Annotated in this window: 16 protein-coding genes; 8 read left to right on the forward strand and 8 right to left on the reverse strand. The window is 69.0% G+C overall.

The genetic code is table 11. The features are described 5' to 3' along the window. The first annotated feature begins 31 nt into the window (after positions 1-31). A complete protein-coding gene (locus tag NQK81_RS06425; protein ID WP_257487474.1) occupies positions 32-526 on the forward strand; it encodes a GNAT family N-acetyltransferase in 495 nt (164 codons plus the stop codon). 160 nt (positions 527-686) lie between these two features. On the opposite strand, the gene NQK81_RS06430 is transcribed toward NQK81_RS06425, so the two are convergent. After that, positions 687-1,463: an endonuclease I family protein gene (locus tag NQK81_RS06430; RefSeq protein WP_257487475.1), complete on the reverse strand. Its 777-nt coding sequence runs from the start codon at positions 1,461-1,463 to the stop codon at positions 687-689. A gap of 159 nt (positions 1,464-1,622) precedes the next feature. On the opposite strand from NQK81_RS06430, the gene NQK81_RS06435 reads away from it, so the two are divergent. Both NQK81_RS06435 and NQK81_RS06440 read left to right on the forward strand, forming a co-directional pair. After that, positions 1,623-2,054 carry a PPOX class F420-dependent oxidoreductase gene (locus tag NQK81_RS06435; RefSeq protein WP_257487476.1) on the forward strand — a complete coding sequence of 144 codons (432 nt, stop codon included), beginning with the start codon at positions 1,623-1,625 and terminating at the stop codon, positions 2,052-2,054. A gap of 405 nt (positions 2,055-2,459) precedes the next feature. Then, positions 2,460-2,882 (forward strand): hypothetical protein, encoded by a 423-nt coding sequence (locus tag NQK81_RS06440; protein WP_257487477.1) that lies wholly within the window; start codon positions 2,460-2,462, stop codon positions 2,880-2,882. On the opposite strand, the gene NQK81_RS06445 is transcribed toward NQK81_RS06440, so the two are convergent. Both NQK81_RS06445 and NQK81_RS06450 read right to left on the reverse strand, forming a co-directional pair. Continuing rightward, complete coding sequence (locus NQK81_RS06445; protein WP_257487478.1) at positions 2,879-4,060, reverse strand: FAD-dependent monooxygenase; 1,182 nt, start codon at positions 4,058-4,060, stop codon at positions 2,879-2,881. The two genes, NQK81_RS06440 and NQK81_RS06445, sit on opposite strands and share 4 nt — an antisense overlap. Before the next feature lie 27 nt (positions 4,061-4,087). Beyond that, on the reverse strand, positions 4,088-5,530 hold the full coding sequence (locus NQK81_RS06450; protein ID WP_257487479.1) for an MFS transporter: 1,443 nt from the start codon (positions 5,528-5,530) through the stop codon (positions 4,088-4,090). A 99-nt stretch (positions 5,531-5,629) separates the two neighbouring features. On the opposite strand from NQK81_RS06450, the gene NQK81_RS06455 reads away from it, so the two are divergent. Together NQK81_RS06455 and NQK81_RS06460 are read left to right on the forward strand one after the other, a co-directional pair. Beyond that, positions 5,630-6,259: a TetR/AcrR family transcriptional regulator gene (locus tag NQK81_RS06455; RefSeq protein WP_257487480.1), complete on the forward strand. Its 630-nt coding sequence runs from the start codon at positions 5,630-5,632 to the stop codon at positions 6,257-6,259. A 112-nt stretch (positions 6,260-6,371) separates the two neighbouring features. Beyond that, the gene (locus NQK81_RS06460) at positions 6,372-7,274 is read left to right on the forward strand and encodes an alpha/beta fold hydrolase (protein WP_257487481.1); all 903 of its coding nucleotides are present in this window, start codon (positions 6,372-6,374) and stop codon (positions 7,272-7,274) included. A gap of 6 nt (positions 7,275-7,280) precedes the next feature. On the opposite strand, the gene NQK81_RS06465 is transcribed toward NQK81_RS06460, so the two are convergent. Together NQK81_RS06465 and NQK81_RS06470 are read right to left on the reverse strand one after the other, a co-directional pair. Beyond that, positions 7,281-7,943 carry a response regulator gene (locus NQK81_RS06465; protein WP_257487482.1) on the reverse strand — a complete coding sequence of 221 codons (663 nt, stop codon included), beginning with the start codon at positions 7,941-7,943 and terminating at the stop codon, positions 7,281-7,283. After that, the gene (locus NQK81_RS06470) at positions 7,940-9,058 is read right to left on the reverse strand and encodes a sensor histidine kinase (protein ID WP_257487483.1); all 1,119 of its coding nucleotides are present in this window, start codon (positions 9,056-9,058) and stop codon (positions 7,940-7,942) included. Before NQK81_RS06470 ends, NQK81_RS06465 begins: the two co-directional genes overlap by 4 nt. Positions 9,059-9,081: 23 nt before the next feature. Here NQK81_RS06470 and NQK81_RS06475 point away from each other — a divergent pair, with 23 nt between their 5' ends. From NQK81_RS06475 to NQK81_RS06485, 3 genes are all read left to right on the forward strand, one after another. Then, positions 9,082-9,288, forward strand: coding sequence for a hypothetical protein (locus NQK81_RS06475; RefSeq protein ID WP_371878855.1), 207 nt, complete (start codon positions 9,082-9,084; stop codon positions 9,286-9,288). A 139-nt stretch (positions 9,289-9,427) separates the two neighbouring features. Then, positions 9,428-11,737 (forward strand): PQQ-dependent sugar dehydrogenase, encoded by a 2,310-nt coding sequence (locus NQK81_RS06480; RefSeq protein ID WP_257487484.1) that lies wholly within the window; start codon positions 9,428-9,430, stop codon positions 11,735-11,737. Between the two features lie 163 nt (positions 11,738-11,900). After that, positions 11,901-12,479, forward strand: coding sequence for a hypothetical protein (locus tag NQK81_RS06485; RefSeq protein ID WP_257487485.1), 579 nt, complete (start codon positions 11,901-11,903; stop codon positions 12,477-12,479). 2 nt (positions 12,480-12,481) lie between these two features. Here the strand turns inward: NQK81_RS06485 and NQK81_RS06490 are convergent, their stop codons facing one another. The 3 genes from NQK81_RS06490 to NQK81_RS06500 all read right to left on the reverse strand — a co-directional run bounded on the left by NQK81_RS06490 (position 12,482) and on the right by NQK81_RS06500 (position 14,519). Further along, the gene (locus tag NQK81_RS06490; protein WP_257487486.1) at positions 12,482-12,916 is read right to left on the reverse strand and encodes a VOC family protein; all 435 of its coding nucleotides are present in this window, start codon (positions 12,914-12,916) and stop codon (positions 12,482-12,484) included. Further along, positions 12,916-13,902 (reverse strand): aldo/keto reductase, encoded by a 987-nt coding sequence (locus NQK81_RS06495; protein ID WP_257487487.1) that lies wholly within the window; start codon positions 13,900-13,902, stop codon positions 12,916-12,918. Before NQK81_RS06495 ends, NQK81_RS06490 begins: the two co-directional genes overlap by 1 nt. 62 nt (positions 13,903-13,964) lie before the next feature. Continuing rightward, positions 13,965-14,519 carry a cysteine hydrolase family protein gene (locus tag NQK81_RS06500; RefSeq protein WP_257487488.1) on the reverse strand — a complete coding sequence of 185 codons (555 nt, stop codon included), beginning with the start codon at positions 14,517-14,519 and terminating at the stop codon, positions 13,965-13,967. Positions 14,520-14,533: the final 14 nt, after the last annotated feature.

The following is a 14,533-nucleotide window of genomic DNA, read 5'->3' on the forward strand; positions in this document are numbered from 1 at the left end:
ATGGCGTCAAGATCGTCCGAGAGGGGACCCCATGCCCGAACCGCGCCGAGCCCACGTCTCCGACCACAGCGCGATCGTCGACCGGGTCCAGCGATGGTGGGGCGACTCGCGCACCCCCGCCGAGGCCAGGGAGCTTTCCCTGTTGCTGCCCAAGCTGTTCCTGCAGTTCTTCTCCGGCACGAGCCTGGTCATGGAGGACGAAACCGGAATCAGGGCGTTCCTCGTCGGCTTCCACTCCCCCGACGACGCCGGGGCGTACATCCATTTCGTGGGCGTGGATCCGGAACTCCGCGGACAGGGGACGGCCCGCCGCCTCTACGAGACCTTCGTCCAGCGCGCCGCGGAGGCTGGCCGTACGGAAGTCCGTGCGATCACCTCGCCGGGGAACGCCGGATCCATCGCCTTCCATCGCGCCATGGGCTTCACCCTCGAACCCGGGGATCGGGAGGTCGACGGTCTCCCCGTGCACAGCGACTACGACGGCCCCGGCCAGGACAGGGTGTGCTTCCTCCGGAAGATCGCCTAGGCCGTGTCCTGCAAGTCATGTTCGCGGTCTCCGCGCCCAGGCGCTCCCTGACGGCACGGGCGGGCTCGGCCGAGTACGACCCGGTACGAGGCCGGCCCGCCCGCACCGTCAGGAACCACCTGGATCACGAAGCCCATCGAACAGACTTACCGGACACGGCCTAGCCGTAGATGGAGGCGGCCCATTCCGGGTGGTCGATGAACGGGTTGCGGTTGTGCTGGAACTGGTCGTGGATGACCTGGTTGCGCCGCTGCTCGGTGGCGTCGGGCGGGTCCTGGGTGTGCCAGCTCAGCAGGACCGAGATCCGGCCGATGTTGGGTTTGGACCCGTTGTCGACGGCGTCGTTGGGTTCGAGGTCGGGGAAACCGTCGGTGCCGTCGTAGCGGACGCCCATGTACAGGATCATGCGGGCGACGTCGCCCTTGACCGCGTCGCGCGGCTCGAACGAGTCGTCATCGGTCGAGCTGCCGGGCGCTTCTTCGACCGGGGAACCGCCGGCGTCGAAGTCCTTGTTGCCGCGCGTGCTGTTGACGGACGCGTCCTCCGCGCGCAGGTGGTGCAGGTCGGTACCGGGTCCGACCGCCGTGCCGAAGTCGCCGTGCGACTTGGCCCAGACGTGTTCCCGGTTCCAGTCGTCGACTCCCCCGCCGTTGGCCGTCTTCGCCTGCGAGCGGCCGCTGTAGAGCAGCACGACGTTCGCTTTGTTGGCCGGATCCTCGTCGGTGGCCCTGATCCCGTCCCACACCTGCTCGTACGTCAGTTTGGTACCGGTGCTGATGATCTTGTGCAACGCCGCCTTGAGCTCGGGTCCGGTCTTGCCCAGCGCGTCCTGGTAGTAGTCGTCACCGGACGGACCTGCGAGGGTCGGCGACGCGAAGGCGATCCCCGCCGTGAGGCCGAGCGCGAGTACGACAGAGATCCGGCGGGCTGGCCGCATGGACTGTTCCTCTCCCCAGAGGCGCCGGCCCGGATCGTCGTCGTCTCGTCTGCCACAACCCCGGCAACGCACAAGTCGTATGGTTGGAAAAATACTTTCACGTGTGTCAAGGGCCAGCCCCAGGTGCGACAATCGTCGTCCCGACCCCTGGAGGAGCGCGTGGCCGAGTTGAGCGAACAGATCCGCGAGTGGGTCGCGGCACCGAGGTTCTGGCATCTGGCCACGGTGAACCCGGACGGTTCTCCCCAGGTCTCCCCCATGTGGATCGACGTCGAAGGCGACCACATCGTGTTCAACACCGCCGTCGGCCGGGTGAAGGAAGAGAATCTGCGCCGCGAACCCCGGGTGTCGTTGTCGTGCCTGGACACGGAGAATCCCTACGACCGGGTGGTCATCCACGGCCGGGTCGTCGAGTTCGTCGAAGGTGACGAGGCCGATCGGTGCATGGACCGGCTGGCAAAGAAGTACGTCGGGACCGACCGGTTCGAATGGCGGATCCCGGGCGAACGGCGGGTCAAGGTCCTCGTTGAGCCGACCCGTTCCCGTCATGTCGTCGGGGTCGAACCCTTCCGGCGTGGACGGCAGCCGTAGGAGCTCCGTCCTTTTTGGACGTCTGAGCGCTGTTCCGCAAGGGGGTTGCGAGTGGCGATGATCGTTCTCTTGACGCCGGACCGCGTCCCTCACCGTGTGGATTTCGGTGCGTTGGATGAACCGAAATCCACACAGTCCGGCGAGACCGTCCCTGACACAGGAGGGCGTGTGGAGATAGGGACACTCAACGTCCCGATCTCCACACCCCCAACCGACGCCACCTCTGCCTTACCCCTCGCCAAATCGGACATCGCGCCATCAATCAGGCGTTCGATCGGCGCCGATTATCCTTTGTGGACATTCGCGCGCGGGCGGTCCGTCTCGGGTCGCCGCGAAGACCGGAACGATATCGCTTCGAGACCCGGACGACGCAACCGCGAGCCGGACCCGCTACGTCCACCTCGCATGAGATGGATCGCGATATGCCTCCTCCTGGTCGTGGCGAGCTGTGGCACCGGTACGGCGCAGGCGGAACTGGAGGCGTTCACAAAGCTCGGCTCGGCCGGCGGCCTGGCGGGCTTGGAACCCGTGGAGCTGGGAACGGCCGGCGCTCCAGGGTTCCTGCGAACCCTGGAGCAGGCCAAGATCGCGAATCCGGCCGAAGCCCGTGCCGCGCTGGCGTACGCACCGCCGGCCGATCGGCGCGGTTTCGCCTTCGTCGTGCCCGGTTGCGCCGAGGACGGCGCCGAACTGACCGTCGAAGGCGGCACGCTGACCCCAAAACTCACCGGCGGCGAGAACGTCAACTGCGCTACGGCGAACTACTTCCTCGCCGTCTTCTCCGTCGAACGCGACTCGATCCCTGCGGCACCGAAGTTGTCGCGCTAGCCCCGCTGCGGTGCCACGATCGCATCGGGCAGGACGAGCGCGGTGTGCGCGGGCCGCCCGGTCTCCGTCGGCAAGGTGGTCAGGCCGCGGAGCCTGCTGTCCCGTCGCGCAAGGGCTTCGGCAGTGACCGGGAAGAGCGCCGCTTCACCCACGCCGACCTGCGCTTGGTTCAGTTCCACGAATTCCCGCGTCTCCTTTTCGTAGGCGTCGAAGGCCGCGGTGGTGGCGAGCGACCTCGCCAGCATGTAGGCGCCGACGAGGGCGAGGCTGGAACCTTGCCCTGTCAGGAACGACGGCGCGTAGGCGGCATCGCCGACCAGCCCGATCCGGCCGCTGGACCAGCGCGGCAGGTGGATCTGGCTGACGGTGTCGAAGAACAGGTCGTCCGCTTCGCGCATGGCGCCGATCATGGCCGGGATTTCCCAGCCGTCACGGGCGAAAGTCGTGGCGATCAGGTCACGTTGCGCTTGCGGATCGCGAAGGACTTCGTACGGCGGTTCGGGGCGCGCGGCGACCAGGAAGCCGTGGACCTTCTCGCTTCCCTTGACCGCGTACAGCGCCGCGCCGCGGCCGGGCGCGTTCCAGATGATGCCTTCCCGCGACAGGCCGAGTTCGTTGGGCATGGTGAAGCCGGCGAAGCAATAGCCCAGATAACGGTGGTACTGACGCTCGGGACCGAAAACGAGTTCCCTGGTGCGGGAGTGCAGTCCGTCGGCGCCCACCACCAGGTCGAAACCGCGCCGCGCCCCGCTCCGAAAGGTGACATCGACACCGTTTTCGTGTTCGGTGAGCGCCTCGATCGAGTCGTCGAAGACGTACTCCACGTCGTCGCGCGTGGCTCCGTACAGGATTTCCGCCAGGTCGCCACGCCGCACCTCGACGTCGTGCCCGTCGACTCCGCCGGTCACCGCCTGCGGGTTCACCGACGTCACCTCGCCGCCGTCGGCGTCGACGAAGGTGAGCGAGCGTGTCTCGATATGCGCTTCTCGAAGCCGCGGAAGGATTCCCATGCGGCGGGCCACTTCCAGGGCGGTGCCGCGGATGTCGATCGGATAGCCGCCACCGCGCAGCGCGCCCGCCTTCTCCACCACCGTCACGGAGAATCCGTGACGGCGCAGCCAGAAGGCGACGGCGGGACCGGCGATACTCGCGCCGGAGACCAGAACAGTGCCTTTCACGATGTTCGTTTCCCTTCTCGGATTCCGTCAGAGAGTCGCCAGTGACGGCGTTTTGGTGCCGGAGCGCGACTTTCGCACCAGCAGGACGACGAGGACCGCGGCGATCGCGAAGGCGACGGACGCGATGGTGATGTAGGTGAAGACACCCGTTCCCGAATTCACCGTCTCGCCGCCGGCGGACACGGCGGTCGACTTGAGCACCGCGGCACCCACGAAGTCCAGCACCACCGAGCCGATCGCGATGACGACCATGACCAGGCTGGAGACGATGCCCTGCCGTTCGGCGGGCGCGAGGCCGCCCGCCAGGTTGAAGCCGGACGTTCCCAGCGCGCCGACCGTGAAACCCAGCAGGAAGGCGAAGAACACCGCGACGGGGAACTGCGAGACACCGAGGAACATCCCGAGGGTGGCCACGGTTCCGAGCGCGATTCCGCCGGCCAGGGTCATCGCCGGCCCGACGCGGGTGGCGAGCAGTCCGGCCACCGGGCCGCCGATCATGACGCCGATACCGGGTGCCGCGAGCAGCAGCGCCAGCGTTCCCTGGCCCGCCAGGCCGTACCCGAGCCCTTGGTCCGCCGAGACATCGCTGACCAGCGGAATGAGCTGGAGCATGCTCTGGTACGAACCGGTGCCGAGGACGAGCACGAGCAACGTGAGCGCCAAGGGCGCGCCGAGGTGCCGGACGTCGATCAGCGAATCGGGTTTCCGGCTCGAGACGAGGAACCACCTGGCCAAGGCCGCGGCACCACCGGCGAGCAGGACCACCGGGCCGAGGGCGAGCCAGCCGAACTCCGAGCCGAGACTGATGTAGCCGAGCACTCCGGCAAGACCGCCGCCGAGGAGCAGCGCCCCGCCGACGTCGATCCGGCCCGGCGTCTTGACCACGGATTCGGGAAGGACGCCGCGGACGCAGATCGCCATCGCGATCGCCACGACGGCCGATATCAGGAACAAGATCTGGAAGCCGAACTCCGCGGCCAGTTTCTCGGTGAGGAACCGGGAACCGATGTTGAGCACCGCGGATCCCGACGTCACGATGCCCACCACGATCATCGCGATCCGGGGCGCGCAGATCTCGCGGACGATCGCGACGGACAGGAACAAGGCGGCCACGGCCGCCCCTTGCAACAGGCGCCCTGGCACGAAGACCCAGAGGCTGGGTGCGACCGCGCAGACGAGCGCGCCCGCGCAACTGAGCAGCAAGGTCAGCACGAGCACCTTGCGTTTGCCGTACACGTCGGCGCTCTTGCCGAGCAACGGCGCCCACATCACGCCCGCCAGCATCGCGCTGGCGTTGAGCCAGGCGGTCTGGTCGGTGCCGAAGTGGTCGAGCATCTCCGGAAGGACCAGCAGCGGTGCGGTGATGGCCGTGTCGACCATGAAGTTGACGAGCACCAGCACCGCCACGAGGCCGATGAGCGGTCCGTTCCAGCTCGCGTGCGGTCCTGCGCCGATCCTGCTCTCCTGCATGAAGGACTCCTTGTGCGGGATTCAGGGAAAGGCGGCTCACCCGCCTCAAAAACTACACTACACGGTGCAGTTTTCTACGGCTGAGAATACGATGAGAACATGGCGACCCCGAGAGCGACCGCGCTGACACCGGGCCGTCGGCTGCGAGCCGAGGCCAAACGAGCGGCGATCCTTGACGCCGCCGAGGCGTTGTTCGTGTCGGACGGCTACGAACTCACCAGCGTCGACGCGATATCGGCGCGGGCCGGAGTGTCCAAACGCACCGTCTACGACCACTTCGGCGACAAGCAGACCCTCTTCCGCGGCGTGCTCGGCCGCGCCAACGACGCCGTGGTCGCGACCGTCCGCAAGGCGATCGACGAAGAGCTCGCCGACGACCGCGACATCCGCGACGCCCTGCTCGGTTTCGCGCGGCGGGTGACGACGGGGATGTTCCCGACTTCGGACTACGCGACGTTCCGGCGGTTGAGTTCACAGGCCCCCGTGGCGCCACGGCTGCCGGAAGCGGCACGGGACGAACCCGAACGGATGATGGAGGAACGGTTCGCGAAGTTCGCGGCCGACGGCAAGCTCCGGCTGACCGACCCGCGGCGTGCCATGCAGCACTTCGTCGCCCTGACCATGCGCCTGGTCCTCGACGTGACCGACGAGGACGAAACGGTGGGCAAGGCGGAGATCCTCGAGATCCTCACCGACGGGGTCGACGTTTTCTTGCGCGCCTACGGCTGACGTCCTGTCCCCCGTGCGAGCTACGCGCAAGTGTCCTCCGCATGGTGACGATTCCCGGCGGCCGGATCCGTAGCGTGCCGGGTGAATCGTTCCCCTGTACCAGGAGTTCACCATGTCCCGTAAGGCATCCGCTCTGATCGCACTGTGCTGCGCCGTGGCAGGCGTGGCACTGTCGGCCTGCGACGAAGCCACGGAAGCGGAACCGGAGGCGCCCGCGAACAGCAGCGCCGCCACTCAGGATCGGGCCGCGTTCACCGGAACGCAGAAGATCAAGGTCGGCGAACGTTCGGTGAACGTGTCGTGCGCCGGTGAGCCGGTCGAGGGACGGCCGCTCGTCGTCCTGTTGCACGGCGGGGGCGACGACGTCACGAAACTGGCCGGGCTCCAGAACACGCTGGCCGCGCAGGGCCGGGTCTGTTCCTACGACCGGCTCGGCGCGGGCGCCAGCGACCAGCCCGACGGGCCGCAGAGTTTCGAAACCACCGGGAAGATCCTGACCGGGGTACTCGACCGGGTCGCCGGCGGCGAGCCGGTCGTGCTGGCCGGGCATTCACTCGGCGGGCTGATCGCCGGCAGGTACTCCCCCGACCACCAGGACCGGGTCAAGGGACTGGTGCTGATGGACGCCACCTCGCCGACCCAGGAGGCCGATCTTCGGCAGCAGATACCGGATTCGGCCACCGGGATGGCGGCCGAACTGCGCCAGCAGACCTTGGCGGTGTTCGCGGGTCAGGGTCCGGAGAAACTGGTGGTCACCGACGGCGAGGTCCGCTCCGCGGGCAACATCCCGGTCGAGGTGATCCAGCACGGCAAGCCGTACCTCACGGCCGTCCCCGAGTACGGCGCGGGCCTGGAGCGGGCGTGGTCGGAGGGCCAGCGGAAGTGGCTCGCCCTGTCCGGGCGCAGCAATCTGAGCACGGCCGCGAACAGTGAGCACTACATCTACGTCGACCAGCCGGATCTCGCCGTCCGCGCGATCCAGCGCGTCACCGACGAAGCCGCGAAGTCCAAATAGGACGGTTCAGGTGACGAGGCCGTGGCGGAAGGCGTAGATGACCGCCTGGACCCGGTCGCGGAGCCCGAGTTTGGCGAGCATGCGCGACACGAACGTCTTGACGGTCTCCTGGCTGATCATGAGGGTCGCGGCGATCTCGCTGTTGGAGAGGCCGTCGGCGATGAGGCGGAGCACCTCCAGTTCCCGGGGAGTCAGCGGACCGCCGTCCGGGTCCTGGTCCTCCGGGGGCCGGATCCGGGCGGCGTATCTGCCCACCAGCTGCCGGGTCACCTCGGGATCCAGGAGGGCCGCGCCGGCGGCCACGGTGCGGATCCCGTGCAGCAGCCGGTCGGGCGGGGTGTCCTTGAGCAGGAACCCGCTCGCACCGGCGCGCAACGCCCGGTAGACGTACTCGTCGAGATTGAACGTGGTCACCACCAGCACCTTGCCGGGCTCGGCCACACCGGCTCCCGCCAGCAGGCGGGTGGCCTCGATACCGTCGAGCACCGGCATGCGGACGTCCATCACCACGACGTCGGGGCGCAGCCGGGCGGCGAGGTCGACCGCGGTCCGGCCGTCGCCGCATTCGCCCGCCACCTCGAGATCGGGCTGGGCGCCGATGATGGTCACCAGCCCGGTGCGGACGAGCAGCTGGTCGTCGCAGACCAGCACCCGGATCGGCGCGGTCACGACGGGTTCCCGGCGGGGATGCGGGCGCGGACGGAGAACCCGCCGTCGCCTCGGCGGCCCGCGCTGAATTCGCCGTTCAGGACGTCGATCCGGTCGCGGAGCCCGGCGAGGCCCCGGCCGCCGCCCGTGGATTCCGGGGTGGACAAGGACTCCTCCGTGTCGACCGCGACGGTGATCTCCCCGTCTCCGTGGCGCACCAGCACCGAGGTACGGCTGCCGCGCGCGTGTTTCAGCGCGTTGGTCAGCGCCTCCTGCACGACGCGGTAGGCCACCGGGCCGGCGTCCCCCGCCGCGGGCTCGCCCTGTTCGGAGAACTCCACCGGCTGCCCCGCCCGCCGGGTGCGCTCCACCAGGGTCGGGATCGCGTCGGCGCCGTGGCCGGGGTCGAGCACGTCGAGCAGGTGACGCAGGTCGGTGATGGCCCGCCGCCCGGTGTCGGCGACGGCGGTCAGGCTCTGATCGAGTGGCGCGTCGGTCAGGTACCGGGCCGCCTCGGCCTGCACGACCATCGCCGTGACGTGATGGGTCACGACGTCGTGGAGCTCGGCGGCGATCCGGGCACGTTCGGCCGCTCGCGTCTCTTCGGCGACGCGGAGCCGTCGTTCCTCCTCCGCGGCCCGGCTGGACCGCAGCCATGTCCCGATCCCCCACGCCAGCACCAGCGCGAGATAGAACGTCACGTAGCCCGAGACGGGCTCCGTCCCGCCGAGCGCGGCGAACGCGATCGCCGTCGCGAGGTAGACCGCCGAGAACGCGATCACCGCCACGCGACGGTGCCGCTCCAGCCGGAGCCCCACGGTGAGCAAGGCGATCGGCAGCGCCGTGCCCGCGACCGAGTGGTAACCCCCGAACTGGTCGATGGCGAAACCGAGTGACACCACCGCGAAACAGGCCACCGGCCACCGGGCGCACACCACGAGCGGGACGCACTGAAGGGCGATCCCGGCCACTGCCAAGAGGTCGTACGGGCGGTTCGGCATCCCGCCGAACTGCGTGCCGTGGCTCTGCAGCGCCGGGAGCAGCGATCCGGCGAAGAGGGTCAAGGCGACCGGCAGATACCAGACCGGGCCGAACAGCCGACGCCACTGCTCCGAGACCCGCCTAAGGGAGACCACGAAGCGGATCTTATTCCGAACGGGTGAATGGTCCGTATGCCAGCACGGGTTATGCCGACAACGCCATCGTCGTCACCGTCGTGCCGCGTGGCGCCGTCCGCGCGCACTGGCCCGGCACCGATGACGGATTCGGCGCGCTCGCCCGGCTGACCGGGTTCCCCGGCAGGAGCGCGTGGATCCCGCCGGCTCCGGAACGGGGATGTCGCGAAAGCCACTTTCGGGACATCTGATGTCCCGAAAGTGGCTTTCGCGACGTGCCCGGCTGCCCTCGCGTGCGTTTTCTGGCAGACGCGTAACAACTTCCGGCCTCCACACGGCATACCGGAGAGCCGTCTTGTTCCGGCCGGTCCCCGCGCAGGAGGAGTTCGTGTGCTGACTTCCCGTCGTTTCCCGTTCCCCCGAAGATCACGGCGCGCGCTGGCGGTGGGCGTGGTCGGCCCGCTGGCCGGCGCGCTCGCGGTCGGTCTCGTCACCGTCGCGCCCGCCGCGGCCGCGGTGCCGGCCGGATTCACCGACACGGTGGCGATCGGCGGGCTCAGCTCGCCGACGGCCACCGCGTTCGCGCCGGACGGCCGGGTGTTCGTCGCCGAAAAGAGCGGTCTGGTCAAGGTCTTCGACTCGCTCTCCGACCCGACGGCGACGGTGTTCGCCGACCTCCGTACGCAGACCCAGGACTTCTGGGATCGCGGCCTGCTGGGGCTCGCCGTCGACCCGGCTTTTCCCGCCAGGCCGTACGTCTACGTCTCGTACACCCTCGACGCCGAACCCGGCGGGACCGCGCCGCGATGGGGTGACACCTGCCCGGCCCCGCCGGGTGCGACGGACAAGGGTTGCGTCGTGACCGGCCGGGTCTCGCAGCTGACGATGGGTCCGGCGGGCACGGCCGTCAGCGAAAAACCTCTGGTCACGGGATGGTGCCAGCAATACCCCAGCCATTCGGTCGGCGCGCTCGCCTTCGGGCCGGACGGGGCCCTGTACGCCGGTGGCGGTGATGGTGCCAGCTTCACCTTCGCCGACTACGGCCAGGCAGGGAACCCGTGCGCCGATCCGCCTTCACCCGCCGGGACGAACCTCGCGCCACCGACGGCGGAGGGCGGCGCGCTGCGTTCGCAGTCGCCGCGTCGACCGGCCGGGCAGCCGGTCCTGCTCAACGGCACGGTGCTGCGCATCGACCCGGACACCGGCGAAGGCGTCCCCGGCAACCCCTTCGCGAACAGCGCCGACGCCAACGCCCGGCGCGTGATCGCCTACGGCTCGCGGAACCAGTTCCGGTTCGGCTTCCGGCCGGGCACCGGCGAGCTCTGGGCGGGCGACGTCGGCTGGGACACCTGGGAGGAGATCAACCGCGTCGCCGACGTCGGTGACGGCGTGGCGGAGAACTTCGGCTGGCCCTGCTTCGAAGGCACCGCGAGGCAGGCCGGGTACGACGGCGCGAACCTCGACCGCTGCGAGTCCCTGTACTCCTCAGGCGGGCACTCCGCCCCGTACTACGCCTACAACCACCGCGCCAAGGTGGTGGCGAGCGATCCCTGCCCCACCGGAGGCTCGTCGATCAGCGGGATCGCGTTCGAATCCGGCAGCAACTACCCCGCCGAGTACGCCGGCGCGCTGTTCTTCTCCGACTCGTCCCGTGGCTGCATCTGGGCCATGCAGACCGTCGGCGGCCAGCCGAGCCCGAGCCGTCTCGTACCGTTCGTGACCGGCGCCAACGTCCCGGTGCAGGTGCTCACCGGACCGGGCGGTGACCTGTTCTACGTCGCGCTGGGCAGCGGCGAACTCCGTCGCGTGAGCCACCCCGGCGGCACCAACCGGCCGCCTTCCGCGGTGGCGACGGCGAATCCGACGAGCGGGCCCGCACCGCTGACCGTGCGATTCGACGGCTCCTCGTCCACCGATCCGGACGCCGGGGACACCCTGTCCTACGCCTGGGATCTCGACGCGGACGGCGCGTACGACGACTCGTCGGCCTCCGACCCCACCTGGACCTACACCGCCGCCGCCGCCGTCGACGCCAGGTTGCGAGTGACGGACTCCCACGGCGCGAGCGCGACCACGATGGTGCGGGTGACCGTCGGCAACCCGGAGGGCCTCGACCCGGTGCCGGTCATCGACAGCCCGGCGGGCACGCTGACCTGGTCCGTCGGCCAGAACGTGTCCTTCTCCGGCCGCGCCGTCGACGCCCAGGACGGGCAACTCCCGGCATCGGCGCTTTCGTGGCGGCTCGCGATCCGGCATTGCGCGACCAACGGCACCTGCCACACGCACAACGTCCAGGACTTCCCCAGCGTCGCGTCGGGCTCGTTCGTCGCACCGGACCACGACTACCCGTCGTACCTGCAGCTGACGCTCACCGCGACCGACTCGACCGGCCGGACCGGCAGCAAGACGGTCGACCTCCAGCCGAAAACGGTGTCGCTGAACTTCACTTCCAATCCCAGCCAGGCGATGCTCACCGTCGGCGGCACGCAGCAGCGCACACCGTTCTCCCGCACGGTGATCGCCGGATCCACCAATTCGATCAGCGCGGACAGCCCGCAGAACCTGCCGCCGCTCAACCTGAAGTACGCCTACACCGGCTGGGCGCACGGCGGCGCGCGGACGCAGAACATCATCGCGCCGGGTACTTCCACGACCTATCAGGCGAAGTACCGGCTCTGCTGGCTGCTGCAACCCTGCTGACGTCCGACGGCGGGTTCGCGTGTCACGCGAACCCGCCACAGCACGCTTTTCTCTGTCGCGGAACACCTTCCGCGGCAGCCGTAAGACCACTGAAAGGATCGGAACCCACCCCGGAAACACCTCGTCGGATCGCCCATCCAGATCCGCACGAAAGGTGAATCCGATGACCTATCCAGGACTGCCCGAGCAGCAGAACACCCAGTCGCCGACCATCAAACCCGGTGTCGCCATCGGGATCCTGGTCGCGGTGATCGCGCTGGTCGCCTTCTGTGTCACCGCGTTCGCCGCGCCCGGCTTCCTGCTCCGCAAGGGACCAGGGATCTCGCTGCCCGTCCCGCCCAGCAGCACGACGACCACCTCTTCACCCACGAGCACGACGGAAAGCCCGAGCAGCACCAGGGTCAGCCGTCCGAGGATCACCATCACCAGGCGCCCGGCCCGGCCGCCTGAAAAGGGCGTTCAGGTGATCGCGGACTTCCTCGCCGAGATCGCCGCCGGGGACAAGCCGTCGGCGATCGCGCTGGCCTGTGAGGCACAGAAGAGGTTCATGGACGACAAGATCGATTCCCTGCTCCCGCTGGGTTCACGCGTTCAAGTGACGACCACCAGCGGGACGGCCAAGTTCGTCCTTGCCGATGTCGCCGGAGTCGCCAAAGGACGGTCCGCCAGGGGAACCGTGATCGCGGATCGCACGGCGGACGGCGATTTCTGCGTCACGACGTTCAGTATTCGCGCCGCCTGAGGTCAGTCGAGACAGAACTCGTTGCCCTCGATGTCCTGCATCACGATGCAGGACTCGTTCTCCCCGTCGGCGAGCATGACCCGCTCGCAGACCGCGCCGAGCGCCTCCAGCCGGGTGCGTTCGGACTGGAGGGCGGCGAGCCGCTCCTCCCCCACGAGCCCGGTGCCCGCCCGTACGCAGAGATGCACGCGGTTCTTGACGACCTTGCCCTCGGGGACACGCTGGAAGTACAGCCGAGGGCCGACGCCCGTCGGGTCACTGCAGGCGAAGCTGGCGTCCTGCTGCTCGGGCGGCAGCGTGCGGTTGTAGTCGTCCCAGGTGGCGAACCCCTCCGGCGGCGACGGCACGACGTAGCCGAGCACCTCGCACCAGAAACGGGCGAGACGCTCGGGTTTCGCGCAGTCGAACGTGACCTGGACCTGTTTCACCGACACCATCAGACCACCCTAATCGCTGTCGAACGGAGCAAACCCGCGGCCCGCAGATCGGCCCAGACCTGTGCGGGGACCTCCGCGGCGAAGGACTCCACGTTGCGTCGTGCCTCTTCGGCCGACCGCATCCCGACCGCGACGCCGGCGACGGCCGGATGCTGGAGCGGAAAGGCCATGGCCGCTTGGGGAAGTGTCACACCGTGCGCCTCGCACACGTCGGCGATCCGGTTCGCCCGCTCCACGACTTCCGGTGCGGCGGTCTCGTAGTCGCAGTGCGCTCCCTCGGCCGGCCGGGGCACGGCGAGCAGCCCGGAGTTGAAGACCGACGCCGCGATCACCGAGACACCGTGTTCCTCGCACGCGGGCAGAAAGGTGTCGAGCGCACTGTGATCGAGCAGCGTGTGGCGGCCGGACTGCATGATCACGTCGACATCGGTCTCCTTGACCAAAGTGGTCAGCATGGCCGTGTCGTACATGCCGGCGCCGATCGCGCCGACGATCCCCTCCGACCGCAGCTCCGCGAGGGCCGGATAGCCGTCGCGCAGCGCGTCGTCGAAGTGCTCTTCGGCGTCGTGCAGGTACAGCACGTCGATCCGGTCGAGGCCCATGCGCACCAAGGAATCCTCGACGCTGCGCCGGATCCCGTCGCGCGTGAAGTCCCGTACGCGGCGGTGCGCGGCGGGGACGTGGAAGCCCGCCGGATCCATCCTCCCTGCCGGATCCTGGGGTACCAGCAGACGGCCGACCTTCGTCGACAGGACGAACGAATCACGCGGCCGCGAGCGCAGGAACTCGCCGATACGGCGTTCGGAATGCCCGATCCCGTAATGCGGTGACGTGTCGTAGTACCGGATCCCGCCGTCCCACGCCGCGGCCAGCGCTCCCGCCGCGGTCTCGTCGTCCAGTGGCGCGAACAACCCGCCGAGCGGCCCGCCGCCGAAACCCAGCCGCGTCACCTCGACATCGGTGCGTCCGAGTCGCTTCGTCTCCATAGCCGCCCACTTGATCATGTCGGCGACCACGGTGCCACATCGGGGCCGTCCGGTCCCGCGATTTATCCGCCGTCGACGAGCCACTCCGCGCACGAGACGACCTCGAAGCCCCGGCTCGGGAACACCTTGTCGACGAAGAAGCCGTGCATCGCCGGATCGCCGTCGGCGCAACCGTCGCGCAGCACGGTCACGTGATAGCCGCGGTCCGCCGCGTCGTAGGCCGTCGCGGCCACCATGGCGCTGGTCGCGACTCCGGCGATCGCGACCGTGTCGACGCCCCTCGCGCGGAGCACCAGATCGAGATCCGTGCCGGCGAACGCGCCGGCACGGCGTTTCAGCACGACCACGTCCTCGTCGGCGACAGGCAGATCGATCTCCGTCCCGGCCGAACCCTCGTGAAAGGTGTCCCCCGCCTCGTGGAACGACTCGAACAGCGCGTTCCCGGGCGGGAGATCGGTTCCGTTGCGCCGCAAGGCGAAGTGGACGAACACGACGAGCGCGCCGGCCGCCCGCGCACGCGGCAGCAGACTCCTGATCGGCGGCAGGACTGTTCCGGTGAACGGGTAATTGCCGGTGATGCCTCGCTGGAGGTCACCGATGATCAGCGCGGTGGTCATGAGCGGAAGTTACC

The organism is Amycolatopsis roodepoortensis, assembly GCF_024628825.1.
Classification (GTDB): Bacteria; Actinomycetota; Actinomycetes; order Mycobacteriales; family Pseudonocardiaceae; genus Amycolatopsis; species Amycolatopsis roodepoortensis.

Excerpts from the sequence above, each read along its gene's own strand:
- NQK81_RS06440 (WP_257487477.1), top strand. The coding sequence starts at position 2,460 with ATGAGATGGATCGCGATATGCCTCCTCCTGGTCGTGGCGAGCTGTGGC.
- NQK81_RS06485 (WP_257487485.1), top strand. The coding sequence starts at position 11,901 with ATGACCTATCCAGGACTGCCCGAGCAGCAGAACACCCAGTCGCCGACC.
- NQK81_RS06495 (WP_257487487.1), bottom strand. The coding sequence starts at position 13,902 with ATGGAGACGAAGCGACTCGGACGCACCGATGTCGAGGTGACGCGGCTG.
- NQK81_RS06450 (WP_257487479.1), bottom strand. The coding sequence starts at position 5,530 with ATGCAGGAGAGCAGGATCGGCGCAGGACCGCACGCGAGCTGGAACGGA.
- NQK81_RS06500 (WP_257487488.1), bottom strand. The coding sequence starts at position 14,519 with ATGACCACCGCGCTGATCATCGGTGACCTCCAGCGAGGCATCACCGGC.
- NQK81_RS06460 (WP_257487481.1), top strand. The coding sequence starts at position 6,372 with ATGTCCCGTAAGGCATCCGCTCTGATCGCACTGTGCTGCGCCGTGGCA.
- NQK81_RS06490 (WP_257487486.1), bottom strand. The coding sequence starts at position 12,916 with ATGGTGTCGGTGAAACAGGTCCAGGTCACGTTCGACTGCGCGAAACCC.
- NQK81_RS06430 (WP_257487475.1), bottom strand. The coding sequence starts at position 1,463 with ATGCGGCCAGCCCGCCGGATCTCTGTCGTACTCGCGCTCGGCCTCACG.
- NQK81_RS06425 (WP_257487474.1), top strand. The coding sequence starts at position 32 with ATGCCCGAACCGCGCCGAGCCCACGTCTCCGACCACAGCGCGATCGTC.
- NQK81_RS06455 (WP_257487480.1), top strand. The coding sequence starts at position 5,630 with ATGGCGACCCCGAGAGCGACCGCGCTGACACCGGGCCGTCGGCTGCGA.